Annotated in this window: 28 protein-coding genes; 17 read left to right on the top strand and 11 right to left on the bottom strand. The window is 69.8% G+C overall.

The genetic code is table 11. The features are described 5' to 3' along the window. From C7444_RS18760 to rpsL, 4 genes are all read right to left on the bottom strand, one after another. A partial coding sequence (locus C7444_RS18760) for a GTP-binding protein (RefSeq protein ID WP_043420540.1) occupies positions 1-119 on the bottom strand: 119 nt, incomplete at its 3' end. A 147-nt stretch (positions 120-266) separates the two neighbouring features. Beyond that, the gene (gene fusA / locus C7444_RS18755) at positions 267-2,369 is read right to left on the bottom strand and encodes an elongation factor G (protein ID WP_110402386.1); all 2,103 of its coding nucleotides are present in this window, start codon (positions 2,367-2,369) and stop codon (positions 267-269) included. 87 nt (positions 2,370-2,456) lie between these two features. Next, on the bottom strand, positions 2,457-2,927 hold the full coding sequence (gene rpsG / locus C7444_RS18750) for a 30S ribosomal protein S7 (protein ID WP_110402385.1): 471 nt from the start codon (positions 2,925-2,927) through the stop codon (positions 2,457-2,459). 178 nt (positions 2,928-3,105) lie between these two features. After that, on the bottom strand, positions 3,106-3,483 hold the full coding sequence (gene rpsL / locus C7444_RS18745; protein ID WP_058088974.1) for a 30S ribosomal protein S12: 378 nt from the start codon (positions 3,481-3,483) through the stop codon (positions 3,106-3,108). Between the two features lie 156 nt (positions 3,484-3,639). Here rpsL and C7444_RS18740 point away from each other — a divergent pair, with 156 nt between their 5' ends. Next, on the top strand, positions 3,640-4,557 hold the full coding sequence (locus C7444_RS18740; RefSeq protein ID WP_110402384.1) for a LysR substrate-binding domain-containing protein: 918 nt from the start codon (positions 3,640-3,642) through the stop codon (positions 4,555-4,557). Between the two features lie 107 nt (positions 4,558-4,664). Continuing rightward, positions 4,665-5,837 carry an alpha-hydroxy acid oxidase gene (locus tag C7444_RS18735; protein ID WP_110402383.1) on the top strand — a complete coding sequence of 391 codons (1,173 nt, stop codon included), beginning with the start codon at positions 4,665-4,667 and terminating at the stop codon, positions 5,835-5,837. 67 nt (positions 5,838-5,904) lie between these two features. Here the strand turns inward: C7444_RS18735 and C7444_RS18730 are convergent, their stop codons facing one another. Together C7444_RS18730 and C7444_RS18725 are read right to left on the bottom strand one after the other, a co-directional pair. Then, positions 5,905-7,536 carry a peptide chain release factor 3 gene (locus C7444_RS18730; RefSeq protein WP_110402382.1) on the bottom strand — a complete coding sequence of 544 codons (1,632 nt, stop codon included), beginning with the start codon at positions 7,534-7,536 and terminating at the stop codon, positions 5,905-5,907. Positions 7,537-7,618: 82 nt separating this feature from the next. Next, entirely contained in the window at positions 7,619-8,173 is a 555-nt protein-coding gene (locus C7444_RS18725) for a YaeQ family protein (RefSeq protein WP_110402381.1), read from the bottom strand. Positions 8,174-8,259: 86 nt separating this feature from the next. Between C7444_RS18725 and C7444_RS18720 the strand changes: the two genes are divergently transcribed. Both C7444_RS18720 and C7444_RS18715 read left to right on the top strand, forming a co-directional pair. Further along, on the top strand, positions 8,260-8,562 hold the full coding sequence (locus C7444_RS18720) for an antibiotic biosynthesis monooxygenase family protein (protein ID WP_110402380.1): 303 nt from the start codon (positions 8,260-8,262) through the stop codon (positions 8,560-8,562). Between the two features lie 16 nt (positions 8,563-8,578). Next, on the top strand, positions 8,579-9,202 hold the full coding sequence (locus C7444_RS18715; protein ID WP_110402379.1) for a methyltransferase domain-containing protein: 624 nt from the start codon (positions 8,579-8,581) through the stop codon (positions 9,200-9,202). Between the two features lie 66 nt (positions 9,203-9,268). On the opposite strand, the gene C7444_RS18710 is transcribed toward C7444_RS18715, so the two are convergent. Next, entirely contained in the window at positions 9,269-10,459 is a 1,191-nt protein-coding gene (locus C7444_RS18710) for an acetyl-CoA C-acyltransferase family protein (protein WP_110402378.1), read from the bottom strand. 186 nt (positions 10,460-10,645) lie between these two features. Between C7444_RS18710 and C7444_RS18705 the strand changes: the two genes are divergently transcribed. The 3 genes from C7444_RS18705 (at position 10,646) to C7444_RS18695 (ending at position 12,855) form a co-directional block, all read left to right on the top strand. Then, the gene (locus C7444_RS18705; protein WP_110402377.1) at positions 10,646-10,987 is read left to right on the top strand and encodes a hypothetical protein; all 342 of its coding nucleotides are present in this window, start codon (positions 10,646-10,648) and stop codon (positions 10,985-10,987) included. 108 nt (positions 10,988-11,095) lie between these two features. After that, positions 11,096-12,181 carry a calcium:cation antiporter gene (locus C7444_RS18700; RefSeq protein WP_110402376.1) on the top strand — a complete coding sequence of 362 codons (1,086 nt, stop codon included), beginning with the start codon at positions 11,096-11,098 and terminating at the stop codon, positions 12,179-12,181. A gap of 77 nt (positions 12,182-12,258) precedes the next feature. Next, positions 12,259-12,855: a PEP-CTERM sorting domain-containing protein gene (locus C7444_RS18695; protein WP_146219447.1), complete on the top strand. Its 597-nt coding sequence runs from the start codon at positions 12,259-12,261 to the stop codon at positions 12,853-12,855. Positions 12,856-12,862: 7 nt separating this feature from the next. On the opposite strand, the gene C7444_RS18690 is transcribed toward C7444_RS18695, so the two are convergent. Both C7444_RS18690 and C7444_RS18685 read right to left on the bottom strand, forming a co-directional pair. Continuing rightward, a complete protein-coding gene (locus C7444_RS18690; RefSeq protein WP_110402374.1) occupies positions 12,863-14,245 on the bottom strand; it encodes an esterase-like activity of phytase family protein in 1,383 nt (460 codons plus the stop codon). Between the two features lie 89 nt (positions 14,246-14,334). After that, positions 14,335-14,886, bottom strand: coding sequence for a hypothetical protein (locus C7444_RS18685; RefSeq protein ID WP_110402373.1), 552 nt, complete (start codon positions 14,884-14,886; stop codon positions 14,335-14,337). A 186-nt stretch (positions 14,887-15,072) separates the two neighbouring features. Here C7444_RS18685 and C7444_RS18680 point away from each other — a divergent pair, with 186 nt between their 5' ends. After that, complete coding sequence (locus C7444_RS18680) at positions 15,073-16,857, top strand: alkaline phosphatase D family protein (protein ID WP_110402372.1); 1,785 nt, start codon at positions 15,073-15,075, stop codon at positions 16,855-16,857. Between the two features lie 20 nt (positions 16,858-16,877). Here the strand turns inward: C7444_RS18680 and C7444_RS18675 are convergent, their stop codons facing one another. After that, positions 16,878-20,507, bottom strand: a complete 3,630-nt coding sequence (locus tag C7444_RS18675) for an indolepyruvate ferredoxin oxidoreductase family protein (protein ID WP_110402371.1) — start codon at positions 20,505-20,507, stop codon at positions 16,878-16,880. Positions 20,508-20,690: 183 nt separating this feature from the next. On the opposite strand from C7444_RS18675, the gene C7444_RS18670 reads away from it, so the two are divergent. From C7444_RS18670 to C7444_RS18630, 9 genes are all read left to right on the top strand, one after another. Next, positions 20,691-21,299 (top strand): Lrp/AsnC family transcriptional regulator, encoded by a 609-nt coding sequence (locus C7444_RS18670; RefSeq protein ID WP_110402370.1) that lies wholly within the window; start codon positions 20,691-20,693, stop codon positions 21,297-21,299. A 159-nt stretch (positions 21,300-21,458) separates the two neighbouring features. Beyond that, a complete protein-coding gene (locus C7444_RS18665) occupies positions 21,459-22,121 on the top strand; it encodes a response regulator (protein WP_110402369.1) in 663 nt (220 codons plus the stop codon). Beyond that, complete coding sequence (gene cynS, locus C7444_RS18660) at positions 22,108-22,551, top strand: cyanase (protein ID WP_110402368.1); 444 nt, start codon at positions 22,108-22,110, stop codon at positions 22,549-22,551. The genes C7444_RS18665 and cynS overlap by 14 nt, the downstream gene beginning before the upstream one ends. 126 nt (positions 22,552-22,677) lie before the next feature. Then, on the top strand, positions 22,678-23,124 hold the full coding sequence (locus tag C7444_RS18655; RefSeq protein WP_110402367.1) for an OsmC family protein: 447 nt from the start codon (positions 22,678-22,680) through the stop codon (positions 23,122-23,124). Next, positions 23,121-23,405, top strand: a complete 285-nt coding sequence (locus tag C7444_RS18650; protein WP_110402366.1) for a rhodanese-like domain-containing protein — start codon at positions 23,121-23,123, stop codon at positions 23,403-23,405. The genes C7444_RS18655 and C7444_RS18650 overlap by 4 nt, the downstream gene beginning before the upstream one ends. A gap of 51 nt (positions 23,406-23,456) precedes the next feature. After that, entirely contained in the window at positions 23,457-23,837 is a 381-nt protein-coding gene (locus tag C7444_RS18645) for a rhodanese-like domain-containing protein (protein WP_110402365.1), read from the top strand. 11 nt (positions 23,838-23,848) lie between these two features. Continuing rightward, a complete protein-coding gene (locus C7444_RS18640) occupies positions 23,849-24,733 on the top strand; it encodes an MBL fold metallo-hydrolase (RefSeq protein WP_110402364.1) in 885 nt (294 codons plus the stop codon). 93 nt (positions 24,734-24,826) lie between these two features. Continuing rightward, the gene (locus C7444_RS18635) at positions 24,827-25,291 is read left to right on the top strand and encodes a MarR family winged helix-turn-helix transcriptional regulator (protein ID WP_110402363.1); all 465 of its coding nucleotides are present in this window, start codon (positions 24,827-24,829) and stop codon (positions 25,289-25,291) included. 51 nt (positions 25,292-25,342) lie between these two features. Beyond that, positions 25,343-25,768, top strand: coding sequence for an organic hydroperoxide resistance protein (locus C7444_RS18630; protein WP_110402391.1), 426 nt, complete (start codon positions 25,343-25,345; stop codon positions 25,766-25,768). Here C7444_RS18630 and C7444_RS18625 read toward each other — a convergent pair. Next, entirely contained in the window at positions 25,749-26,066 is a 318-nt protein-coding gene (locus C7444_RS18625; protein WP_110402390.1) for a 4a-hydroxytetrahydrobiopterin dehydratase, read from the bottom strand. The genes C7444_RS18630 and C7444_RS18625 overlap by 20 nt on opposite strands. Positions 26,067-26,109: the final 43 nt, after the last annotated feature.

Below are 26,109 nucleotides of genomic sequence, written 5' to 3'. Positions count from 1 at the left end.
AACTTGGCTGCCAGCACGGTGGTGATGGCCGCCGTCAGGGTCGTCTTGCCGTGGTCCACGTGACCGATCGTGCCGACGTTGACGTGCGGCTTGGTCCGCTCGAATTTTTCCTTAGCCATTTTCAGATCTCCAGATCAAAGAACATTGCCAGTGTGCGGTTTTATGTCTCCGGCGCACTGCGTGTCCGTGAGCCACTGGCAGCTCACGGCAGGCCTTCCGAAGACAACAGATGAATGCTGCCACCCGCAGGTGGCAGCGGCATGACTTTACTTGGCGCGAGCGGTGATGATCGCGTCAGCCACGTTCTTCGGAGCTTCGCTGTAGTGCTTGAACTCCATCGTGTACGTGGCGCGGCCTTGCGTGGCCGAGCGCAGCGTCGTCGAGTAGCCGAACATTTCCGACAGCGGCACTTCGGCGCGGATGACCTTGCCACCACCGACCATGTCGTCCATGCCCTGGACCATGCCGCGGCGGCTGGACAGGTCGCCCATCACCGAGCCGGCGTAGTCTTCCGGGGTCTCGACTTCCACGGCCATCATCGGCTCGAGGATGACCGGGTTGGCCTTGCGCATGCCGTCCTTGAAGCCCATCGAAGCGGCCATCTTGAAGGCGTTTTCGTTCGAGTCGACTTCATGGTACGAACCGAAGGTCAGCGTGACCTTGACGTCCACCACCGGGAAGCCGGCCAGCACGCCGTTGGGCAGCGTGTCGATCAGGCCCTTTTCCACCGCGGGGATGAATTCGCGCGGAACCACACCACCCTTGATGGCGTCGACGAACTCGAAGCCCTTGCCGGCTTCCTGCGGTTCGACCTTCAGCACCACGTGGCCGTACTGGCCCTTGCCGCCGGACTGACGCACGAACTTGCCTTCGACGTCTTCCACCGACTTGCGGATGGTTTCGCGGTAGGCCACCTGCGGCTTGCCGACGTTGGCTTCCACGCCGAATTCGCGCTTCATGCGGTCGACGATGATTTCCAGGTGCAGCTCGCCCATGCCGGAAATGATGGTCTGGCCCGATTCTTCGTCGGTGCGCACGCGGAACGACGGATCTTCCGCAGCCAGGCGACCCAGCGCGATGCCCATCTTTTCCTGGTCGGCCTTGGTCTTGGGCTCGACGGCCTGCGAGATCACCGGCTCCGGGAAGATCATCTTCACCAGCGTGATCGGCGAGTCGATGTCGCACAGGGTCTCGCCCGTGGTGACTTCCTTCAGGCCCACGCAGGCGGCGATGTCGCCGGCCAGAATTTCCTTGATCTCTTCACGCTGGTTGGCGTGCATCTGCAGGATGCGGCCGATGCGTTCCTTCTTGCCGCGGATCGGGTTGTAGACGGTCGAACCCGACTGCAGCACGCCCGAATACACACGCACGAAGGTCAGCTGACCGACGAACGGGTCGGTCATCAGCTTGAAGGCCAGCGCGGAGAACTTCTCCTTGTCGTCGGCCTTGCGGCTGATCGGCTGGTCGTCGTCATCGGTGCCGCTGACCGGGGGGATGTCCACCGGCGAGGGCAGGTAGTCGATCACGGCGTCGAGCATGCGCTGCACGCCCTTGTTCTTGAACGCGGTGCCGCACAGCATCGGCTGGATCTCGCAGGCGATGGTCCGCGTGCGGATCGCCAGCTTGATCTCTTCCTCGGTCAGCTCACCCGTCTCGAGGTACTTGTTCATCAGCTCTTCGGACGCTTCGGCAGCGGCCTCGACCAGCTTCTCGCGCCATTCCTGGGCGACGCCTTCGAGTTCGGCCGGGATGTCTTCGTAGCTGAACTTCATGCCCTGGGAGGCTTCGTCCCAGATGATGGCTTTCATCTTCAGCAGGTCGACCACGCCGGTGAAGGTGTCTTCAGCGCCGATCGGCACGACCACGGGAACCGGGTTCGCGCGCAGGCGGGTCTTCATCTGGTCGACGACCTTGAAGAAGTTCGCGCCGGTGCGGTCCATCTTGTTGACGAACGCGAGGCGGGGCACCTTGTACTTGTTGGCTTGGCGCCAGACGGTTTCCGACTGCGGCTGCACGCCACCCACGGCGCAGTAGACCATGCAGGCACCGTCGAGCACGCGCATCGAACGTTCGACTTCGATGGTGAAGTCCACGTGTCCGGGGGTGTCGATGATGTTGAAGCGGTGTTCCGGCAGCGAGCGGTCCATGCCCTTCCAGAAGCAGGTCGTCGCGGCCGACGTGATCGTGATGCCGCGTTCCTGTTCCTGCTCCATCCAGTCCATCGTGGCCGCGCCATCGTGGACTTCACCGATCTTGTGGTTCACACCCGTGTAGAACAGGATGCGCTCGGTGGTGGTGGTTTTGCCGGCGTCGATGTGAGCCGAGATACCGATGTTGCGGTACCGCTCGATGGGGGTCTGGCGAGCCATGATGTCACTCCAAATGCAAAGACTGCCCCAGACGGTCGATCGGACCGAAGAGGGCAGCCAGGGGGTTCAAGGTCTGGTGGGACCTGCTCAGAAACGGAAGTGCGAGAACGCCTTGTTGGCTTCAGCCATGCGGTGGACTTCGTCACGCTTCTTCATGGCGCCGCCGCGGCCTTCGCAGGCTTCGAGCAGTTCGTTGGCCAGACGCTGGGCCATCGACTTCTCGCTGCGCTTGCGCGACGATTCCTTCAGCCAGCGCATGGCCAGGGCCATGCGGCGCGACGGGCGAACTTCCACGGGAACTTGGTAGTTCGCGCCACCGACGCGGCGGGACTTCACTTCCACCATCGGCTTGACGTTGTTCAGCGCGATCATGAAGATTTCCAGCGGGTCCTTGCCGGCCTTCTTCTCGACCTGTTCCAGGGCACCGTAGATGATGCGCTCTGCAACAGCCTTCTTGCCCGATTCCATGATGACGTTCATGAACTTGGACAGGTCGACCGATCCGAACTTCGGATCCGGCAGGATATCCCGCTTGGGTACTTCGCGACGACGAGGCATTTCTCTTCCTTTCGAGACTTCAGTCGGCTTGGGACGATTCCCAGGCCACGGGTGTCACGGCAATCTCAGGACACCCACTTACTCGGTTCACGCTGACGGCTTGTGCCGCCCGGAACCGCAGATTCGCCACCGGGCGCGAGCATGGAGCCCGCGGGTGACCGCTTCATGACCCGACGGATCAGGCCTTCTTGGGACGCTTCGCGCCGTACTTGGAGCGCGACTGCTTGCGATCCTTGACGCCTTGCAGGTCGAGCGAGCCGCGCACGATGTGGTAACGCACACCCGGCAAGTCCTTGACACGGCCGCCGCGCACGAGCACGACGCTGTGTTCCTGCAGGTTGTGGCCTTCACCGCCGATGTACGAGATGACCTCGAAACCGTTGGTCAGGCGCACCTTGGCGACCTTGCGAAGTGCCGAGTTCGGCTTCTTCGGGGTCGTGGTGTAGACGCGGGTGCAGACACCGCGGCGCTGCGGGCAGTTCTGCATCGCAGGCGACTTCGACTTCGTGACCTCGACCTGACGGCCGTGGCGCACGAGCTGGTTGATGGTAGGCATGGGTAACTTGTTCCCGTTTGAAGTTACGACGTGAATTGTCTTTCGCGCAGCCGGAACTGCCGAAAAGCCTATGAGTATAAGACAGCACGGCTCGGCCAGCAAGTCAAGCCCTTCGGCGCCTCGGCTGAGGGGCCGGCCTGGACTAGCATCGGGGTCATGCTGAGCCCTGGTGACGTGCGTTTCCCCTCGATCGACGGCCTGCGTGCGTTCGAGGCGGCGGTGCGCCTGGGCAGCTTCGAGCGGGCGGCCGACGAGCTCGGCGTGACCGCCAGCGCGATCAGCAAGCGTGTGGCCACGCTGGAGGAGTTGCTGTCGACCGCGCTGCTGGCCCGCGGGCTGCGGGGGGTGACGCCGACCGCGGCGGGCAAGGAGTACCTGGAGCAGGTGCGGGCCGCGCTGACGCTGCTGGCCGCGGTGCCCTTGCACCAGCGCGAGGCGCAGCGGGTGCAGCGCCTGCGGGTGAGCTCGCCGCCGACCTTCGCCCGCCAGATCCTGGTGCCGCTGCTGGAGGACTACGGCCGCCTGCATCCGGAGATCGAGCTCGAGGTGGTGCTGTCGATCCCCTTCCTCGACGGCGGTGTCTCGGAGGCCGACGTCGACATCCGCAACGGGGACCTGTGCAGTCCGGGGGTCGTGCCGCTGATGGACGACGTGCTGCTGCCGGTGGCCGCGCCGGTGCTGCTCGAGCGCCTGCCGCCCCTGCGGGTGCCGGCCGACCTGGCCGGCGCACCGCTGCTGCGCACGCCGCTGGAGCCCTGGGCGCCGTGGTGGCAGGTGGCCGGGCTGCCGTGGCGCGAACCGTCGACCGGCCCCCGCCTGGTCGACCTGGGCATGACGCTGGAGGCGGCCGTCTGCGGGCAGGGGGTCGCGCTGGCGCGCCCGTCGCTGGCGCATGGCTGGCTGCGCAGTGGCGCGCTGCGGCCGGTCTTCCGGCTCGTGGCGCGGCCCCGCAACCACTACTACGCCGTCTGCAACACCGGCCGGCCGGCCGGCGAGCAGTTCATCGCCTGGCTGGCCGGGCGCAGCCAGGCGATCGCCCTGCGGGCACTGGAGTCGCTTTCCGGTCCGGGCTGAAGAACTTTCCGCCCGCGCCGTCCGGCCTTGGCTAGCATCCGTCCCCAGCCCTCGCGCAGGCCCCGAACGGTCGTGGCGCGCTCACCCAGGGTGCAGGAGACATGCCCATGACCGTCATCACCACCATCGAGGACCTGCGCCAGCTGGCCGAGAAGCGCGTGCCGCGCATGTTCTACGACTACGCCGACTCGGGTTCGTGGACCGAGTCGACCTACCGCGCCAACGAGAGCGAGTTCCAGAAGATCAAGCTGCGCCAGCGCGTGGCGGTCAACATGGAGAACCGCAGCACCGCGGTGAAGATGGTTGGCGTCGACGCGAAGATGCCGGTGGCCATCGCGCCGGTCGGCCTGACCGGCATGCAGCACGCCGACGGCGAGATCCACGCCGCGCGTGCGGCCGAGAAGTTCGGCATCCCGTTCACGCTGTCGACGATGAGCATCTGCTCGATCGAGGACATCGCGCAGCACACCACCGCGCCGTTCTGGTTCCAGCTCTACATGATGCGCGACCGCGAGGCCATGGCCCGCATGATCGAGCGCGCGCGCGCCGCCCGGTGCAGCGCGCTGGTGCTCACGCTGGACCTGCAGGTGATCGGCCAGCGCCACAAGGACCTGAAGAACGGCCTGACCGCGCCGCCCAGGCCGACGCTGACCAACATCATCAACCTGATGGGCAAGCCGCGCTGGTGCCTGGGCATGGCCGGCACGAAGCGCCACACCTTCCGCAACCTGGTCGGCCACGTCAAGGGGGTCAGCGACATGCGCTCGCTGTCGGCCTGGACCAACGAGCAGTTCGACCCGACCCTGTCCTGGGCCGACGTGGCCTGGGTCAAGGCGCAATGGGGGGGCAAGCTGATCCTCAAGGGCATCCAGGATGTCGAGGACGCCCGCCTGGCGGTGGCCAGCGGCGCGGACGCGATCGTGGTCAGCAACCATGGCGGGCGCCAGCTCGACGGGGCGCTGAGCTCGATCGAGGCGCTGCCGGCCATCGTCGAGGCGGTGGGCGACCGCATCGAGGTCTGGATGGACGGCGGCATCCGCAGCGGCCAGGACGTGCTGAAGGCCTGGGCCCTGGGCGCACGCGGCACGCTGATCGGCCGCGCGATGGTCTACGGCCTGGGGGCGATGGGCGAGGCCGGCGTCACCAAGGCGCTGCAGATCCTGCACAAGGAGCTCGACGTCACCATGGCGTTCACCGGCCACACCCGGCTCATGAACGTGGACCGCCGCATCCTGGTGCCGGGCACCTACCCGCTGCCGAGCGCGAACCCGGTCGACTGACCTGCCGCCCGCCCGCCGCGTCGGCCGACCCACGTTCGGGTCCGGTCCGTCGCAGGGGGCTCCGGCGTCAGAGCGACGGGGCGGCGTTGAACACCCGTCCCGAGTGCTCGCGCATCGAGTGGAACTGGACGTCGGGCGCCCGCTCCTGCGCCACGCGCAGGTCGGAGCTGTACTGCACCAGGAAGGCCGGTGCGCCGACCACGTCGTGGGCGATGCGCAGCGGCTCGGAGTCGATGAACTTCTTCAGCTTGGCCTCGTCGGCGCTGGTGATCCAGCGGGCGATCGAGAAGCGGCAGTTGTCCAGCCGGGCGTCGACGCCGTACTCGCTCTTGAGGCGGTGCAGCACCACCTCGAACTGCAGCTGGCCGATCGCGCCCAGCATCAGCGAGCCGCCCGAGACCGGGTTGAACACCTGGATCGCCCCTTCTTCGCCCAGCTGCTGCAGGCCCTGGCGCAGCTGCTTGCTGCGCAGCGGATCCTTGATCTCGACGGTGCGGAAGCTTTCCGGCGCGAAGAAGGGCAGGCCGGTGAAATGCAGCATCTCGCCTTCGGTCAGCGTGTCGCCCAGCTGCAGCACGCCGTGGTTCGGGATGCCGATGATGTCGCCAGCCACCGCGTCGTCGACCAGCTCGCGGCGCTGCGACAGGAAGCTCACCACCGTCTGCGGGCGGATCTCCTTGCCGTTGCGGGTCACCTTCAGGCGCATGCCGCGGGTGAAGCGGCCCGAGGACACCCGCACGAAGGCGATGCGGTCGCGGTGGGCCGGGTCCATGTTGGCCTGCACCTTGAAGACCACGCCGCTGAACTTCTCCTCGGTCGGCACGACCAGGCGCTCCTGCGCCTGGCGCTCGCCGGGCGGCGGGGCCAGCGCGACCAGCGCGTCGAGCACTTCCTGCACGCCGAAGTTGTTCACCGCCGAGCCGAAGAACAGCGGCGACTGCTGGCCGGCCAGGAAGGCCTCGCGGTCCAGCGCCGGGGTGGCCTCGCGCAGCAGCTCCATCTCGCCGGTGGCGTTCTCGAAGTCCAGGCCGTAACGTTCGGCCAGCACCGGGTTGTCCAGGCCGTCGACGACCTCGTCGCCGGCGTTCTCCATCTTGTCGGCACCGGCCTTGAAGACCCGCATGCGGTCATGCTGCAGGTCCATCACGCCGCGGAAGTTGCGGCCCATGCCCACCGGCCAGGTCATCGGCACCAGGCTCATGCCCAGCGTCTGCTCGATCTCGTCGAGCAGCGCCAGCGGTTCCTTGACCTCGCGGTCCATCTTGTTGACGAAGGTGATGATGGGCGTGTTGCGGGCCCGGCAGACCTTCAGCAGGCGCAGCGTCTGCTCTTCCACGCCGTTGGCCGCGTCCACCACCATCAGCGCCGCGTCCACCGCGGTCAGCACGCGGTAGGTGTCTTCCGAGAAGTCCTGGTGGCCGGGGGTGTCGAGCAGGTTGATGACGCAGTCGCCATATTCCATCTGCATCACCGACGAGGCCACCGAGATGCCGCGCTGCTTCTCGATTTCCATCCAGTCGGAGGTGGCGTGGCGGCTGGCCTTGCGGGCCTTGACCGAGCCGGCGATCTGGATCGCGCCCGAGAACAGCAGCAGCTTTTCCGTCAGCGTGGTCTTGCCGGCGTCGGGGTGGGAAATGATCGCGAAGGTGCGGCGACGCAGGATGTCGCGGGCCAGCGGGGAGGTGGGATCGGTGCTCATGCGGAACTCGGGGCGGAACGGGGGGCGTGACTCGGACGGGACGGGCCGGCCGTGCGGCCAGTCCGCCATTGTCGCTGCTGCGTCACTTCCTGCCCGCGGCCTTCTGCAGCAGCACGGGGCTGATCTCGATGCTGTGCGCACCGCTGGCGATCAGGATCTGGCCGTCCTGGATCGTCATGCCCAGGCGCATCGAGCGCTGGCACAGGCTGACCAGCGATTCGCAGTCCTCGGCGGTCAGGTTCCACACCGTCAGGTTGCGCTGGCGGCCCAGCGCGTTGGCGTTGTCGGTCCACCAGAGGTCGGCCTTGCGGGCGCCGTAGGTCAGCGCGACCACCTCGTCGGCACGGCCGCAGGCCTTGCGCAGCAGGCGCTCGTCGGGCAGGCCGACCTCGATCCACTGCTCGATGTCGCCGGTCAGCGCACGGCGCCACAGCGCCGGCTCGTCGTCGGTGGAGATGTCGCCGCCCAGCGCGAGGGCCTCGTGCGCGTGCATCGCGAACGCCACCAGCCGCACCATCAGGCGCTCCTCGGTTTCCGACGGATGGCGTGCCACCGTGAGCTGGTGATCGGCGTAGTAGTTGCGTTCGATGTCGGCGATCGACAGCTCGGCTTTGTAGATGGTGGAACGGATGGCCATCGACCGATTCTAGGCGTCGCCGTCGCGGGCCCGCTTGGCGCTACGATGCCGGGCTCATTGGCCCGTTCCGTACAGGAGATCTTTCCGTGATTCTCGAAGTTGCCGACATCCGCATCCAGCCCGGCCGCCAAGCCGAGTTCGACGTCGCCATCCAGCATGGCCTGAGCACCGTCATCAGCAAGGCGAAGGGCTTCTGGGGCTACAAGGTCAACAAGGGCATCGAGTCGCCCGAGCGTTACCTGCTGATGATCTGGTGGGCGACGCTGGAGAACCACACGGTCGACTTCCGCGAGTCGCCGGCCTTCGCCGAATGGCGCGCCATCGTCGGCCCGTTCTTCGCGCAGCCGCCGGTGGTCGAGCACTTCGAGCTGCTGGCCAAGTCGGCCTGATCCGCGGGGCGTGACCATGGCCGGCCCGACCCTCGACTTCTGGCAGCAGCGTTTCGAGGCCGGGGACCTGCCCTGGGACCGCGGCGAGCCCGGCCCGCAGCTGGCCGTCTGGCAGCAGGCCGGCCTGCTGGCGCCGGGGGTGCGGGTGGCGGTGCCGGGCTGCGGCAGCGGCCACGAGGTGCTGGCGCTGGCGCAGGCGGGTTGCCACGTCACGGCGATCGACTACGCGCCCGGTGCGCTGGCCCTGACCCGCCAGCGCCTGGAGGCCGCGGGCCTGCCCGCCTCGGCGGTCACGCTGGTGCAGGCCGACGTGCTGGCCTGGCAACCCGACGAGCCGGTCGACGTCATCTACGAGCAGACCTGCTGGTGCGCGCTGCACCCCGACCACTGGTCGGCCTACGCCGCCCGGCTGGCGCACTGGCTGCGGCCGGGCGGCACGCTGGCGCTGCTGGCCATGCAGGCGCTGCGCGAGGGCGCCCGCGAGGGTCGCGTCGAAGGCCCGCCCTATCACCTCGACGTGCACATGCTGCGTGCGCTGCTGCCCGCGTCCGGCTGGGACTGGCCGGCACCGCCCCACGTGCCGGTGCCGCATCCGAATGGCCGCTGGTTCGAGCTGGCGATCACGCTGCAGCGGCGCTGAAGCTCAAAAAAAGACGGGCCCGCGAGGGCCCGCTGAAACCGGTCTCGCGACCGTCGTGCCTGTCGCTCAGACGCGTTCGAAGATGGCGGCGATGCCCTGGCCGCCGCCGATGCACATCGTCACCAGCGCATAACGCCCGCCGATGCGCTCCAGCTCGTAGAGGGCCTTGGTCGTGATGATGGCGCCGGTCGCCCCGATCGGGTGGCCCAGCGAGATGCCCGAGCCGTTCGGGTTGACCTTGGCCGGATCGAGTTCCAGCGCCTGGACCACCGCGCAGGCCTGGGCGGCGAAGGCCTCGTTGGACTCGATCACGTCGAGGTCGGCGATCTTCAGGCCGGCGCGCTGCAGCGCCAGCCGGGTCGCCGGCACCGGGCCGATGCCCATGAGGGTCGGCTCGACCCCGGCGTGGGCGTAGGCGACCAGGCGTGCCATCGGCTTGAGGCCGTGCGCCTGGATCGCCCCGGCCGTGGCCAGCACGATGGCGCCCGCACCGTCGTTGATGCCCGAGGCGTTGCCCGCGGTGACCGTGCCGCCTTCCTTCTTGAAGGCCGGCTTCATCTTGCCCAGCGTCTCCATCGTCGTGCCCGCCTTCACGTGCTCGTCGGTGTCGAAGCTGATCGTGCCCTTGCGGCTGGCGATCTCGACCGGCACGATCTGGCTCCTGAAGCGGCCCTGCTCGATGGCGGCGGTCGCGCGGCGGTGGCTCTCGACCGCCAGCTCGTCCATCATCTGGCGGGTGATGCCGTACTGCTCGGCCACGTTCTCGGCCGTCACGCCCATGTGGATCTTGTGGAAGGGGTCGTGCAGCGCGCCGACCACGAAGTCGAGCATCGGCGAGTCGCCCATGCGTGCGCCCCAGCGCGCCTGCGGCAGCAGGTAGGCCCCGCGGCTCATCGATTCGGCGCCCGCGCCGATCGCCACCTCGGCGTCACCCAGCATCAGCGACTGCGCCGCCGACACGATGGCCTGCAGGCCCGAGCCGCACAGGCGGTTGACGTTGAAGGCCGGCGTCTCCTTGGGCAGCCCGGCGTTGATGGCGGCGACACGGCTCAGGTAGGCGTCACGCGGCTCGGTCGGCACGACGGTGCCCATGGCCAAGTGGCCGACGCTGTCGGCCGGGGCGCCGCTGCGCGCCAGTGCGGTCCTGACCGCCAGCGTGGCCACGTCGGCCAGAGGCACGTCCTTCAGCGCGCCGCCGAAGGTGCCGATCGCGGTGCGTGCGGCACCGACCACAAAGACGTCACGGGGATAGCTCATGGGTTGTCCTCCTCCAGGGGGTGATCAGATGGGTCCGCATCGATGGTGCGCCTGCCGGGCTTCAGAAGCCTGACACCCGGCTCGATGGCCTTCGGGATCCCGAGTGTTCCGTAGTATGCTGCGGTGCAACATTGGGGTTTCCGTTTACGTCAATTCACCTGAGGCGCACTACCCATGACCGATTGGATGAACTTCTGGAATGCCTCGACCCGCGTGGCGACCGCCGCGCCCGAGGTGGTCGCCCGCCGGGTGGCCTACATCAGCCAGGCCGTCCCGTGGTCACCCGAGGCGATGAACGAGATGCAGCGCATGGTGACCGAGAAGATGACCGCGGCCGTCGAGTCGTGGTGGGTCCTGTGCGGGGGCGCGCTCAGTGCCGGCGCCACCGCCAGCGTGGCGCCGCCGCTGTGGTGGAGCCCCGAAGCCCATGCCCACGGGCAGCGCGAGGCGCTGCTGGTCGCCCACCGTGCGCTGCAGCCCGTCAGCGACGTGGTGGACGCCAACATCCTGCGCCTGCGCGAGCACTGACGGCCGCCGCGGCGGCGCTGCGCATCCCGATGGCATCGGTCGGGCACGGTGATCGGAACCGCCTGTAATCTCGGGGCTGTTCCTCACTTCACCCCACCGAACCGACCGATGAGCCCGTCCCGCCTGCACCCCGCGCTGCCGTTCTGGAGTCTGCTGTTTCCTGCCCTGGCCGCGGCCGCGCTGGCGCTGACCTACGGTCAGCCGCTGGGCGGCCTGTCCGGGGTGCTGGTGGGGGGCGGCATCGTCGCAGCCGTGCTGACCGCCGTGCACCATGCCGAGGTGGTGGCCCACCGCGTCGGCGAGCCGATGGGCACGCTGGTGCTGGCCATGGCGGTCACCGTCATCGAGGTCGCGCTGATCGTGGCGCTGATGCTGGCCGGTGGCGAGTCGACCGCCGCGCTCGCGCGCGACACGGTCTTCGCCGCGATCATGATCGTCTGCAACGGGGTGGTCGGCCTGTGCGTGCTGGTCGGCGGGCTGCGCCACCGGGTGGTGGCCTTCCGGGTCGAGGGCACCAGCCCCGCGCTGGCGGTGCTGGCGGCCCTCAGCACGCTGACGCTGGTGCTGCCGTCCTTCACCACGACCACGTCCGGCCCGACGCTGTCGGTCGCGCAGCTCGCGTTCGCGGGGGTGGCGTCGCTGACGCTGTACGGGCTGTTCGTCTTCGTGCAGACCGTGCGGCACCGCGACTATTTCCTGCCCGAGGGCGGGGACCAGTCCCATGCGGAGCCACCGCCCGACCGGGTCGCACTGCTGTCGATGGGGCTGCTGGTGGTCTGCCTGGTCAGCGTGGTCGGCCTGGCCAAGACGCTGGCGCCGGCGCTGGAGGCCGGGGTGCGGGCCGTCGGTGCCCCGCCGGCCGTCGTCGGCGTGCTGGTCGCGCTGCTGGTGCTGCTGCCCGAGACCGTGGCCGCCGTGCGGGCGGCGGCCAGCAACCGCCTGCAGACCAGCCTGAACCTGGCGCTGGGCTCCGCGCTGGCCAGCATCGGCCTGACGGTGCCGGCGGTGGCGGTGCTGTCGCTGTTCCTGCCGTACCCGCTCACGCTGGGCCTGGGCGGTCGGGACACCGTGCTGCTGTTCCTGACCTTCATCGTCGGCGTGCTGACGCTGGGCAGCGGCCGGGCCACCGTGCTGCAGGGCGCGGTGCACCTGGTGCTGTTCGCGGTTTTCCTGTTTTTTGCCGTGGTGCCATGAACCGGGGGTGGACGGTGGCCAGGATGGTCACCGTTCGTTACATTGGGGCCATCGAACTCCCGCCGCAGGCCCTGCCCATGATCCGCTCCGTTCCCCGCTCGATGACCCGTCCGCTGGCGCTGGCGGCGGCAGCTCTGGCCATGTCCGCAGGGGCGGGCGCCGCGCCGGTGCAATGGGCCGGCAACGGCCACTTTTACGAATGGGTCGCCACCGCCGTGACGGCCAAGGAAGCGTTCTCGCAGGCCGGCGCGCTGGTGTTCGACGGGCAGCAGGGTTACCTCGCGACGCTCACGTCGGCCGCCGAGAACGACTGGCTGTCGGCCCAGCCCGGCTGGGCCTGGCAGACCGGCTGGATCGGTGCGAGCGACGCCGGCACCGATGCCAACGCCTGGACCTGGCGCAGCGGCCCGGAGGCCGGACAGGCGCTGACCTTCAGCGCCTGGGCGCCCGACGAGCCCAACGACTTCGGCCTGGGCGAGAACTACGTGGTGCTCAACGCGCCGTCGCTCGGCCTGTGGGGCGACTACGGCGGACCGAACGACACCAGCTACGCCCTGGGCTATTTCGTGGAATACGGCGGTCTGGCCGCCGCGGTGCCTGAACCCGGCAGCTGGGCGCTGATGGGCGCCGGGCTGGCGCTGCTCGGCGCGGCGGCACGCCGCCGTCGCGCCTGAGCGCCGCTCATTTCGCGTCGACCAGGGCGCCGATGTCGAGCAGCGTCAGCTCGTTGTCGTCGGGCTTGCCGATCTGGCGGCCCGAAGAAAACGGGAAGTTGTTGTCGTTGACCAGCACCACGTGCCGGCGGTCGACCACGGTCAGGCCTTCCGGGCCGAGGTGGGGCAGCACGAACACCGCCTCGTTCGGGCCGGCCTGAGCCAGCCGCTTCGGGTTGGCGATGCGTGTCAGGTCGACATAGGCGACCTTGCGCACGAAACCCTGGGCGTCGGTCTGGGACAGGTCGATCTTGTAGAGGCGCTTGAACTTCGCCGGGCGCGTGAAGCAGTCGGTGCGCGGCTCGTCCGGGCAGCCCGGCCCGGCCCCTTCGGTGCTGTCGTCGCGCTCGATCACCAGGCCGGTGGTCGCGTCCAGCATCTGGAAGTCGGCGGCCACGTGGCCGCTCGCCTCGAAGGCGTATTTTTTATGCTGGCCGGTGTACTGCCGCGTGGCGACGTCGAGCTCCAGGATGCGCGTGTAGGGCTTGCCGTCGATCTGCTCGGGCGCCTTGGCCGCCGCGTCCCACAGCGGCCACTCGAACATCGGATAGACCCGGCTGCCGTCGATCGAGCGCGCCATCGGCTCGAAGCCGCCCGAGCGGCGCACCTCGTAGCCGCCCGCCTCACCCGGGTAGTTCGGCAGCCGGGCGTTCAGGTAGTGGTCGGGGCCGCGGTAGGTCCGGTCGCCCACCACCGTCTCGATCAGGCCGAGCGCCTTGCCCTGTGCATCGAAGCGGATCACCCAGGGTCCGAACTCGTCGCCGATCCACCACTCCTTGCCGACCACCTGGATGGACTCCACGTCCAGGTCGGCGCCGGTCAGGTAACGCTCGCGCGTGTTCTCGTTCTGGATGAAGAACGGGATCCTGCGGTCCGGATCGCGCAGGAAGGTGGTCGCCATCCGCCGCGCCTGGCCGCCGGCCCAGTCCACCTTCAGGCGGTGCACCATCAGCAGCGCGTCCTGCGAGTTGATCCGGCTGCCGAAGCCGTTGTCCGTCAGCGCGAGGAACTCGTCGCGCTGAAGCATCACGATGCCCGAAAAACCCTGCACCGCCTGGCCCCGCACCGGCAGCGCCCCGCCGGAGGGGCGCGGATGGCGGGCGTCGCCGACGAAGGTGCTGGCCGGCACCGACCCGATCGTGTCGCTGCGCAGGCGGCTGGCCGCGGTGAACTTGCCGGCCGTGGCGAACAGCGGGCCGGCATCCTTCGGGGCGGCCACCGTGGTGTCGTGGGGCACGAGCGCGTGGCCGGCGAGCACGGCGGTCACTTCGCTCTGCGCCTGGGCGCAGAGCGTGACCAGCGCCGCGGCCAGCGTGGCCGTCAGGCGGGACAAGGCAAGGGGTCGATGCATCGCGGGCTTCCTGTGGGGTTCGGACGTGCGATGCAATCTAGGCCGGGGCCATGAAATCCCGATGAAGCGCGGTGGAGGTGGCCGGTGGATCAGAAGTTGATGCCGACCTTGGCGCCGAAGGTCAGCGGGTCGTGATCGACGCCGTCGCGCGAGGTGGTGGCGTGGTAGCGCACGTCGAAGCCGGTGTAGAGCATGCCGGCGCGGAAGTTCACGCCCGCGGCCGCGCCCAGGCCCAGCAGCGTGCGGTCCAGCCCCGGCGTGCTGACCTGGAAGGCCCCCACGCTCGGACCGACCCCGACCGACAGGCCGCCGCCCAGCGGCACCGTGTAGCGCGGCGACAGTTCCAGCGCCGTCACCTTCACGCCCGACTTGTCGGTGCGGCTGAGGTTCACGTGCGTGCGGATGCGCTGGTCCGGGCTCTGCACCAGGCCGCAGTTGGCGTTGAACTCCAGGCCGAAGGCGTTGGCGGTCGGGCCGGTGTCGGGCAGCACGCGGTTGCCGGTGATCGCCAGGCTCGGTTCGGCCCGGTAGCCCGGATCGTTGAACATCGGCAGCCACTGCCAGCCGGCGGCCTGGGCGGCGGTGGCCGCGAGCAGCGCGGCGGCGAGGGAGGCGGTGCGGGTCAGGCGCAGGTGGGACATGGCAATTCCTCGTGAAGTGATTTTTCCGGATTCCGAATCTAGTCCCGCCCGGCGCCGGCTGCCGTGATCACGGTCACGGAGTGTGGTGGCGCGGCGACGACACGCCGACATCACACCCGCGCCCTACAGTCGGACACCGAACGATGCGCCCAGGTGTCGCCCCCTCGCCCGAAGCCGGAGACCGCCATGAACCGAAACGACCCGTCCGAACCCCGTGATCCGTCCGGCCTGCCGGTGCTGCGTGGCCCCCGGCTGCTGGTCCCGCAGGAGGCGGCCTCACCGGGGCGCCGCTCCTTCGTGCGCGACCTGGCGCTGGGCGGGCTGGTGCTCGGCACGATCGGCCTGGCCGGCTGCGGCGGCAGCGACGACGACGAGCCGGGGGTCGCTTATGCCCACGGCGTGGCCAGCGGCGATCCGCTGGCCGACCGGGTGATCCTGTGGACCCGCCTGAGCACCGCGGCCACGTCGGCCGTGACGCTGCGCTGGGAGGTGGCGACCTCGGTGGCGTTCTCCACCGTCGTGGCCAGCGGCAGCACCAGCACCGACGTGTCGCGCGACTGGACCGTCAAGGTCGACGCGACCGGCCTGAGCGCCGGCACCGCCTACTGGTACCGCTTCTCGGTCGGCGAGCAGCGCTCGCCGGTCGGGCGCACCCGCACGCTGCCCTCGGACTCGGCCAGCCAGGTCCGGCTGGCGGTGTTCTCGTGCGCGAACTACCCGGCGGGTCATTTCAACGTCTACGCCGAAGCCGCCCGGCGCGAGGACCTGGATGCCACCGTGCACCTGGGCGACTACCTCTACGAGTACGAGCGGGGTGGATATGCCAGCGCCGATGCCGCCACGCTGGGCCGGCTGGTCGAGCCGGCCACCGAGCTGCTGTCGCTGTCGGACTACCGTCGCCGTTATGCACAGTACCGCGGTGACGCCGATCTGCAGGCCCTGCACGCGGCCGCGCCGATGATCGCGGTGTGGGACGACCACGAATTCGCCGACGACACCTGGAGCGCCGGTGCGGGCAACCACGACGCCGCCAGCGAAGGCAGCTTCGCCTCCCGCCGTGCCGCCGCCGCCCAGGCCTGGCACGAGTGGCTGCCGGTGCGCAGCGGCAGCGATCCGCTGACCATCTACCGCAGCTTCGACTTCGGTGGCCTGCTGGCGCTGCACATGCTCGACACCCGCGTGATCGGGCGTGACCAGCAGCTCGACTACGCCAGCTACCTCAGCGCCAGCGGCGGCCTGGACGCCACCACCTTCACCACCGCGCTGTCGAGCACCAGCCGCCAGCTGCTCGGGGCGACCCAGACCGCCTGGCTGCAGGCGCAGCTGGCGGCCTCGAGCGCCACCTGGCAGGTGCTGGGCCAGCAGGTGCTGATGGGGCGCATGGACATCCCGGCGCCGATCCTGTTCGAGGCGCTGAACCCGGGCAGTGGCGTGAGCGTGTCGGCCTATGCGGCCCTGGCGGTCAAGGCGCAGATCGCGCCGGCCACGCTGACCGTGGCCGAGCTGGCCGTGCTCGCCCAGCCCGCCATCCCCTACAACCTCGACGCCTGGGACGGCTATCCGGTGGCGCGCGAGACCGTGCTGGCCACCGCCCGCGCGCTCGACAAGAACCTGGTCGTGCTGGCCGGCGACACCCACAACGCCTGGGCCAGCGACCTGAAGGACCTGAGCGGCCACCCGGTGGGGGTCGAATTCGCCACCAGCTCGGTCAGCTCGCCGGGTTTCGAGGCCGTCCTGCCCGCCGAGGCCCCGGCCGCGCTGGCCGCCGGCCTGACCGAGCTGATCGGGCCGCTGCAGTACTGCGACACCTCCCGCCGCGGCTACCTGCTGCTGACGGCCACCGCCAGCGAATGCCGCGCCGACTGGGTCTACGTCAGCACCGTGGCCAGCCACGTCTACACGGCGGTGACCGGCCAGGCGCTGCGTGTGCTGCCGGGGGCTGCCCACCGCAGCATCGTCGCCGTGGCCTGAAGCCGGCCGCGCGGCCCGGGTCAGCGAGTCAGCGGGGCTGACGGGCGGTCGGCCACCGGCTTGGCCGGGGACAGGTGCGGGTGCGGGTGCGGTTGCAAGTGCCAGCCGGCGAGCAGTTCGGCCCACCTGGCGCGCACCCGGGCCAGGTTCGTGGCCTTCACATGCCCGTAGCCGCGGATCTGCTCGGCCAGCCTGGCGATCTCGACCGCCGCGGGCAGCCGCTCGGCGCTCAGCCCGGCGAGCAGGGTCTCGATGATCGTGCGGTACTCGCCGATCAGCGCCCGCTCGGTGCGGCGCTCTTCGGTGCGACCGAAGGGATCGAAGGCCGTGCCGCGCAGGAACTTCAACCGCGCCAGCCACGGCATCACCCGGTGCATCCACGGCCCGAAGGCCTGCTTGACGGGGTGGCCCCGGGCGTCGGTGCGTCCGAGGATCGGCGGGGCGAGGTGGTGCACCAGCCGGTAGTCCCCCTCGAACATCGTGGCGATCCGGGCCGCGAAGTCCGGGTCGGCATGCAGCCGGGCGACCTCGTACTCGTCCTTGATGGCCATCAGCTTGAACAGCCCGCGGGCCACCGCTTCGGTCAGGCGCAGTTGGGCATGCGGCCCGGCGCCCAGCGCGCCGGACTCGGCCTCGCGCACCCGGGCCACGAAGTCGCGGTAGCGCCGTGCGCAGGCGGCGTCCTGGCTGGCCGTCAGGAACTCGGCGCGTTTCGTGACGAGCTCGTCGAGCGAGGGCCGCCGCACGATCCGGATCACCTGCGCCGCCGCGTAGAGCGACCGCACGCCGGCCAGGTCGTGCGCGCAGTGGCGGCCCCATTCGAAGGCCGCCTGGTTGCGTTCGACCTGCACGCCGTTGAGCGCCATGGCCTGATGGATGGCCGCCCGACCGAGCGGGACGCGGCCCTGCTGCCAGGCGTAACCCAGCAGCATCGGGTTGGCGTAGATCGAGTCGCCCAGCAGCTGCACCGCCGCTTCGTCGGCGTCGAAGCGGCCCACGTGCCCGGGACCGGCGGCGGCGTCCAGCGCGGCATCGCAGCCGGCGGCCGGGAACTGCCAGTCCGGGTCGTGCACGAAGCTGGCGGTCGGGCTGCCGTGGCTGTTGAGCGCGACGAAGGTGCGTTCGGCGTGCATCGTCGCCAGCGTGCTGCGGTGGGCGGCGACGAGCGGGTCGCAGGCGATCACCAGGTCGGCCCGGGCCACGTCGACCTTGGTGGTGTGGATGGCGTCGGGCCGGTTGGCGATCTGGATGTGGCTCCAGGTCGCGCCGCCCTTCTGCGCCAGGCCACCCGCATCCTGCGTGACGATGCCCTTGCCCTCGAGGTGCGCGGCCATGCCCAGCACCTGGCCGATCGTGATCACGCCCGTGCCGCCGATGCCGGCCACGACGATGCCCCAGGCGCTCTCGGCCACCGGCAGCACCGGCTCGGGCAGCGGCGGCAGGGCGCTCAGGTCACCGCGCTGCTCCTTCTTCGGCTTCTTGAGCTGCCCGCCCTCGACCGTGACGAAGCTGGGGCAGAAGCCCTTCAGGCACGAGAAGTCCTTGTTGCACGAGTTCTGGTTGATGCGCCGCTTGCGCCCGAACTCGGTCTCGACCGGCTCGACGCTCAGGCAGTTGCTCTGCTCGGAGCAGTCGCCGCAGCCCTCGCAGACCAGCTCGTTGATGACGACGCGCTTCTCGGGTTCGACCATCGTGCCGCGCTTGCGGCGGCGGCGCTTCTCGGTCGCGCAGGTCTGGTCGTAGAGGATCGCCGTCGTGCCCTTGCACTCGCGGAACTGGCGCTGGATCGCATCGAGCTCGTCGCGGTGGTGCACCGTCACGCCTGGCGACAGCGCCACGCCCGCGTACTTGGCCGGCTCGTCGGTGACGATGACCAGCTTCGCCACGCCCTCGGCGATCAGGCTCTGCATGATCTGCAGCACCGAGTGGCCCTCGGGGCGTTCGCCCACCCGCTGGCCGCCGGTCATCGCCACCGCGTCGTTGCACAGCAGCTTGTAGGTGATGTTGACGCCCGAGGCGATGCTCTGGCGGATGGCCAGCAGGCCGCTGTGGAAGTAGGTGCCGTCGCCCAGGTTGGCGAAGACGTGGGTGTCGGTGGTGAAGGGCGCCTGGCCGACCCAGGCCACGCCCTCGCCACCCATCTGGCTGAAGGTGATGGTGCTGCGGTCCATCCAGGTCGCCATGTAGTGGCAGCCGATGCCGGCCAGCGCGCGCGAGCCTTCGGGCACGCGGGTGCTGGTGTTGTGCGGGCAGCCGCTGCAGAACCATGGCACGCGGTCGCCGACCGGCGCGGTGGCGGGGGCGGCCAGTTCCCGCTCCTTGGCCTCGATGACCTGCAGCCGCTGGTCCATGCGGGCGGCCACGTGCGCCGGCACGCCCAGCTTCTTCAGCCGCCGGGCGATGGCCTTGGCGATGATCGCGGGCGTCAGGTCGGCCTTGGCGCGCAGCAGCCAGTTCTGGCTCGGGTTGGGCATGGACCACTCGCCGCCGGTCTGGTCGCCCTCGGGCTCGTCGAACTTGCCCAGCACGTTCGGGCGCACGTCGGCGCGCCAGTTGTAGAGCTCCTCCTTGAGCTGGTATTCGATGACCTGACGTTTTTCCTCGACCACCAGGATCTCCTGCAGCCCCTGGGCGAAGTCGCGCGTGATCGTCGCCTCGAGCGGCCACACCACGTTGACCTTGTGCTGGCGGATGCCCAGCGCGCGGCAGGTGTCGTCGTCCAGCCCCAGGTCGACCAGCGCCTGGCGCATGTCGTTCCAGGCCTTGCCGCTGGCGATCAGGCCGAAGCGGTCGTGCGCCGTGGCGACCACGTTGTAGTTCAGCCGGTTGGCCCGCACGTAGGCCAGCGCGGCGTACCACTTGTGGTCCATCAGCCGCGCCTCCTGCTCCAGCGGGGTGTCGGGCCAGCGGATGTGCAGGCCGCCGGGCGGCATCTGGAAGTCCTCGGGCAGCAGGATGTTCACGCGGTCGGGCTCGATGCTGACCGAGGACGAGGACTCCACCACCTCCTGGATCGTCTTCATGCCGGCCCACACCCCCGAGTAGCGGCTCAGCGCCAGCGCGTGCAGGCCCATGTCGAGGATCTCCTGCACCGTGCTCGGGAAGAACACCGGCATGCCGCAGGCCTTGAAGATGTGGTCGCTCTGGTGCGCGGCCGTGCTGCTCTTGCTGATGTGGTCGTCGCCGGCGATCGCCAGCACGCCGCCGTGGCGGGCGGTGCCGGCCATGTTGGCGTGCTTGAACACGTCGCTGCAGCGGTCCACACCCGGCCCCTTGCCGTACCAGAGGCCGAACACGCCGTCGTGCTTCTTCGTCTGCGGGAACAGGTCGAGCTGCTGCGAGCCCCAGACGGCGGTGGCCGCCAGTTCTTCGTTGACGCCGGGCTGGAAGACGATCCGGTGGGCGTCGAGGTGCTTCTTCGCCGCCCAGAGCGCCTGGTCGTAGGTGCCCAGCGGGCTGCCGCGGTAGCCGCTGATGAAGCCGGCCGTGTCCAGGCCGGCCGCCGCGTCGCGCTGCTGCTGCAGCATCGGCAGGCGCACGAGGGCCTGCACCCCGCTCATGAAGGCCCGGCCGTGGCCGAGCGTGTACTTGTCGTCCAGCGTGATGGCCTCCAGCGCAAGGCGGACGGCATCGGGCAGCGGGGCGTTCATGGCGGGTCTCCGTTCTCGGTTCGGGCGGGGCGGCGGCCGGGCCGGCGGTGGCCGGCCGGACGGGTCCCGAAGGGCTCGTGGCGGGATCCAGTGTAGGAATTCGCTCCGGAGAAGGGTTTTCTTTGTTTGTCGATATGACGATACTCGGCGCAACAAACAAGACGAATCAACGTCATTCGGGAGATGAAATTGCCAGAAAATGCGGATTCAGGGAAAACCCGTGGTGAGACGAAGCGCTCGCCGGATGCCGGGGCACCGACCGGCGAGAAGGAGCGCGGCAGCGAAAAGACCGGCCTGGACCGCTACGACCTGGCCATCCTGGCCGAGCTGCAGCGGGACGCGCGGCTGACCAATGCCGAGCTGGCCCACCGCATCGGCCTGTCCACCGCGCCGACCTGGCGACGGGTGCGCTGGCTCGAGGAGCAGGGCATCATCACCGGTTACCGTGCCGACATCGACCGGCGCAAGATCGGCCTGGGCGTGCTGGCCTTCGTGCGCGTCGATGCCGAGCGCAACAACGCCAGCGCGACCCGCGAGCTGGAGCAGGCCATCCTGGCGCTGCCCGAGGTGGTGGCCTGCCACTTCATCAGCGGCACCGGCACCTTCGAGCTGCATGTGGTGAGCACCGATCTCGACAGTTATGCGCTCTGGGCGCGGGCTCACCTGTTCAGCCTGCCTAACGTGAAGGACCTGCACACCAGCTTCTCGCTGGGCGAGGTCAAGGCCGGCGCCGCCTGGCCGCTCGGCCACCTGCAGGCCGGGCGCGCCGGGCGCCACGGCCCGGCCGGCTGAACGGGGGGGGCACATCGGCCCGGCACTCACGAATCGTTACCCGATGCCGGCCTGAACCACGCCAAGTGGCATGCGCCTTGCACTCGCATGGTGCATGAATGGCGATCCGAACTTCCAGTCTCTCCACCCCGTCCGGGGGCTGCGTGCCGGGGCCGCCGCATGAGAGCCATCCGGGTGCTGGTCTGCGACGATCACTTCATCGTGCGCCAGGGTCTGCGGCAGACCCTGGGCGCGGCGCCGGACGTGATGGTCATCGACGAGGCCGGCAGCAGCGCCGACTGCCTGAGCCTGGCGCAGCGGCTGATGCCCGACGTGCTGCTGCTCGATCTCGCGCTGGCCGGCCGTGACGGGCTGGAGACGCTGACGGCGCTGCGCACCCTCTGTCCGCGGGTGCCGGTGCTGATGCTGTCGACCTACCCGGAGCGCCTGTACGCGGTGCGCTGCATGCAGCAGGGCGCCTCGGGTTACCTGCACAAGAGCACCGGGGCGAGCGAGCTGCTGCAGGCCATCCGGGCGCTGGCCGCCGGCCTGCCCCACCTCACGCCTGCGGTGGCCGACGCCCTGGCTCGGGCGATGAGCCCGCAGGGCGAGCCTGCCGGCGCCCAGCCCTGGTCGCCCCGGGAGCACCAGATCCTGCTGCTGCTCGCCAGCGGCCGCACGGTGGAGCAGATCGCCCGCCAGCTGGCACTGTCTTCGAACACGGTGAGCACCTGCAGGGCGCGCCTGCTGGAAAAAACCGGTGCGCACGACGAGGCCGGCCTGGCGCGCCACGCGCTGAGCCGGCGACCGATTCTTTCAAGGAGCGACCATGAACCGCAATGACGTCACCGAAATGATCATCGAGGCCAAGGTGAAGAAGGGCCTGCGCTGGGAGGACGTGGCCGCCAGGCTCGGCCTGAGCAAGGAGTGGGTCACCGCCGGCTGCCTGGGCCAGATGACCTTCTCGCCCGAGCAGGCCGTGCTGCTCGGCGAGCTGTTCGAGCTGCCCGACGAGGCGGTGAAGTGGCTGCAGGTCGTGCCCTACAAGGGGTCGCTGCCGACCACCGTGCCCACCGACCCGCTGATCTACCGCTTCCACGAGCTGGTCAGCGTCTACGGCACGACCTTCAAGGCGCTGATCCACGAGGAGTTCGGCGACGGCATCATGAGCGCGATCGACTTCCGCATGGACCTGACCCGCGAGGCCGATCCCAAGGGCGACCGTGTCCACATCACCATGTCGGGCAAGTTCCTGCCCTACCGGACCTATTGAGCCGACCGGGCGCCCCGGCGGGGCGTTTGCCCCCGGAAACCTGCCGGGGTATTGATCGGGATCGAGGCCTCCCGGGTCCGGTGCCGTGACAATGGGCCGGTCGACCACTCCGAAGGCCGGATTCCCATGAGCGATTCCCGCGTGACCGTGCACCTGCAGCAGGTGCAGGACTACCAGTTCGACGTGCGCTTCGAGGCGCCCGTGCCGTCCCTGCGCACCGACGAGCCCGCGCCGCTGGGGCAGGGCGCCGGCCCGTCGCCGGTGCAGCTGCTGGCCGCGGCGGTGGGCAACTGCCTGAGCGATTCGCTGCTGTTCGCGCTGCGCAAGTTCCGCCAGCAGCCCGAGCCCGTCAGCTGCGAGGTGAGCGCCGAGGTCGGCCGCAACGCCGACGCCCGCATGCGCGTGCTGGGCATGCAGGCCGTGCTGACGCTGGGCGTGCCGGCCGCCTCGCTGCAGCACCTCGACCGGGTGCTGGCCAGCTTCGAGGCCTACTGCACCGTCACGCAGAGCGTGGCCGCCGGGTTTCCCGTCGTGGTGTCGGTGCGGGACTCGACCGGCGCGGTGCTGAAATGAGCGCACCGCTGCATGCCTTGGTCATCGACGTGCGCTCCCCGGGCGAGTTCGCCGGTGGCCACCTCGACGGAGCCTTCAACCTGCCGCTCGACCGGCTCGAGCGCGAGATCACCGCTGCCGTTGCCGATCGGGACACCCCGGTCGTGCTCTGCTGTGCCTCGGGCATGCGCTCGGGCCTGGCGCTGGGCGTGCTGCAGCGCCTGGGCTACCGCAATGTGCACAACGGGGGTGGTGTCGGTGACCTGGCCCTGAAGAGCGGCCTCGTGCTGCGCCGTGGCTGATCGCCGCGTCGTCCCGTCGATGTCCTGAACCTGGCCCTGGAGATTGCCCTGATGAAAACCGCTCACGATCTGGTCGTCGCCGCCCGGGCTCGCATCCGCGAGCTCGACCCTGCCCAGGCTCAGGCCGCTCTGCCGGCCGTCGATCTGGTGCTCGACGTGCGCGAGCCCGACGAATACGCGGTCGGGCACCTGCCAGGGGCGATCAACGTGCCGCGTGGCCTGCTGGAGTTCCGCCTGTCGGCGGCCGAGGCGTTGCAGCGGCGTGACCTGAAGGTGCTGATCTATTGCAAGAGCGGTGGCCGCGCCGCGCTGGGCGCCTGCACGATGCAGGACATGGGCTACCTGGACGTGTGGTCGATCGCTGGCGGCATCGACACCTGGACCGCCGCGGGGGGCGCCGTGGTGCAGCCCGCGCCGCTGCGCTTCGACTGAAGGGGCCTGCCGTGACCCTCGCCTCGCGTCTGCAGGTCGAGTCGTTCTTCGACCCGGCCACCTTCACCTGGAGCCACCTGGTGCTCGACCGCGCGACGCGGCAGTGCGCGCTGGTCGACGGCGTGCTCGACTTCGATCCCCGCTCCGGACGGACATCCACCCGCAGTGCCGACCGGCTGATCGAGCGGGTGCACGAGCTGGGCGCGCAGGTGCAGTGGCTGCTCGAGACCCATGTGCATGCCGACCACCTGTCGGCCGCGCCCCGGCTGCAGCAGGCGCTGGGCGGACGGCTGGCCATCGGCGCGATGATCACCACGGTGCAGCAGACCTTCGGCGCACTGTTCAACGCCGGGGCGGACTTCGCTCGCGACGGCAGCCAGTTCGATCGCCTGTTCGCCGAGGGTGACACCTTCCGCATCGGCGGCCTGCCGGTGCGCGTGATGCACACGCCCGGCCACACGCCGGCCTGCCTGACCTATGTGGTCGAGGCGGGCGACACGACGGTGGCCTTCATCGGCGACACGCTCTTCATGCCCGACCACGGCACGGCCCGCTGCGACTTTCCCGGCGGCGATGCCCGCACGCTGTACCGCTCGATCCGCCGGCTGCTGGCGCTGCCGCCGGCCACCCGGCTCTACCTGTGCCACGACTACCCGCCCGGCGATCGGGCGCCGCAGGCCAGCAGCACCGTGGCCGAGCAGCGCGCCGGCAATGTGCAGGCGCACGAGGGCATCGACGAGCAGCGCTTCGTGGCGATGCGCCAGGCGCGTGATGCGACGCTGCAGATGCCGGCGCTGCTGCTGGCGTCGGTGCAGGTCAACATGCGCGCCGGCCGGCTGCCCGAGCCAGAGGACAACGGCGTGCGCTACCTGAAGATCCCGCTCGACGCCCTGTGAGGCCGGGCGCCGGCGGCGCGGGCGGGAGGTGTCGCAAGACCCTCGCAAGACCATATTGATCGTGTGCAATCTAGTCGTGAGCAATCATTGCGCATGGCCACCGCACCGACCCCCGCCACCGACGCCGCCCGCTGGCTCGAGCTGGACCGCCAGCTCTGCTTCGCGCTGTATTCCGCCTCGCTGTCGATGACCCGGGTCTACAAGCCGCTGCTCGATCCGCTCGGCCTGACCTATCCGCAGTACCTGGTGATGCTGGCGCTGTGGGAGGCCGACGACGTGACGGTGTCGGCGCTGGGCGAGCGGGTCATGCTCGACTCCGGCACGCTGACCCCGCTGCTCAAGCGGCTCGAGGCGGCCGGCTGGCTCGAGCGGCAGCGTGATGCGGCCGACGAGCGGCGGGTGCGGCTGCGGCTGACCGTCGCCGGCCGGGCCCTGCGCTCGCGTGCCGAGGCGATTCCGCTCCAGGTCGCCTGTGCGGCGGCCTGTCCGCTCGACGAGATCTCCGAGCTCACGCAGCGCCTGCAGGCGCTGCGCGGGCGACTGCGCCTGGCCGCCTGAAGCCGGCCGGCACCTTTCCCTCCCTCCCGACGCTTGAAGAAGGACTGCACCATGGCACTCGAAAAGGTTCTCTACACCGCCCACGCCACCTCCACCGGCGGGCGCACCGGCACCTCGCGTTCGTCCGACGGCGCGCTGGAGGTGACCCTCTCCACCCCGAAGGAGCTGGGCGGCGCCGGCGGCGCGGGCACCAACCCGGAACAGCTGTTCGCGGCCGGTTATTCGGCCTGCTTCATCGGCGCGATGAAGGCCGTGGCCGCGGGCCAGAAGATCAAGCTGCCGGACGACGTGTCCATCAGCGCCGACGTGGGGATCGGTCCGATCCCCGGCGGCTTCAGCATCCAGGTCGCGCTGGCGATCACGGTGCCGGGCTTCGAGCGCAGCGCCGCCGAGGCGCTGGTGGCGGCCGCCCACCAGGTCTGCCCGTACTCGAACGCCACGCGCGGCAACATCGACGTCACGCTGACGGTGGTCTGAAGCCCTGCGCGGCCCACAGCAGGTCGCAGTGCCGGGCCGCGTCGATGTCACGCATCGACAGGCCCTGCACGTCGTGGCTGCTCCAGGTCACCGTGACCCGCTGGTAGACGTTGCTCCACTGCGGATGGTGGTCGTGCCGCTCGGCCCACAGCGCGACCCGGGTCATGAAGCCGAAGGCGGCCTGGAAGTCGGCGAAGCGGAACTCGCGCGTGAGCGCCGTGCCGGCGGGGTCGCAGGCCCAGTCGGGCAGGCTGGCCAGCAGGGCGGGCCGTTCGGTGTCGTCAAGGCGTCCAGTCATGGTCCGGATCCGTTCATGGCGCGGAGCACCGATGGTCGCAGCA

Source organism: Sphaerotilus hippei (assembly GCF_003201595.1).
Lineage (GTDB): Bacteria > Pseudomonadota > Gammaproteobacteria > Burkholderiales > Burkholderiaceae_C > Sphaerotilus > Sphaerotilus hippei.
This window is presented reverse-complemented; position numbering and strand designations above follow the sequence as displayed.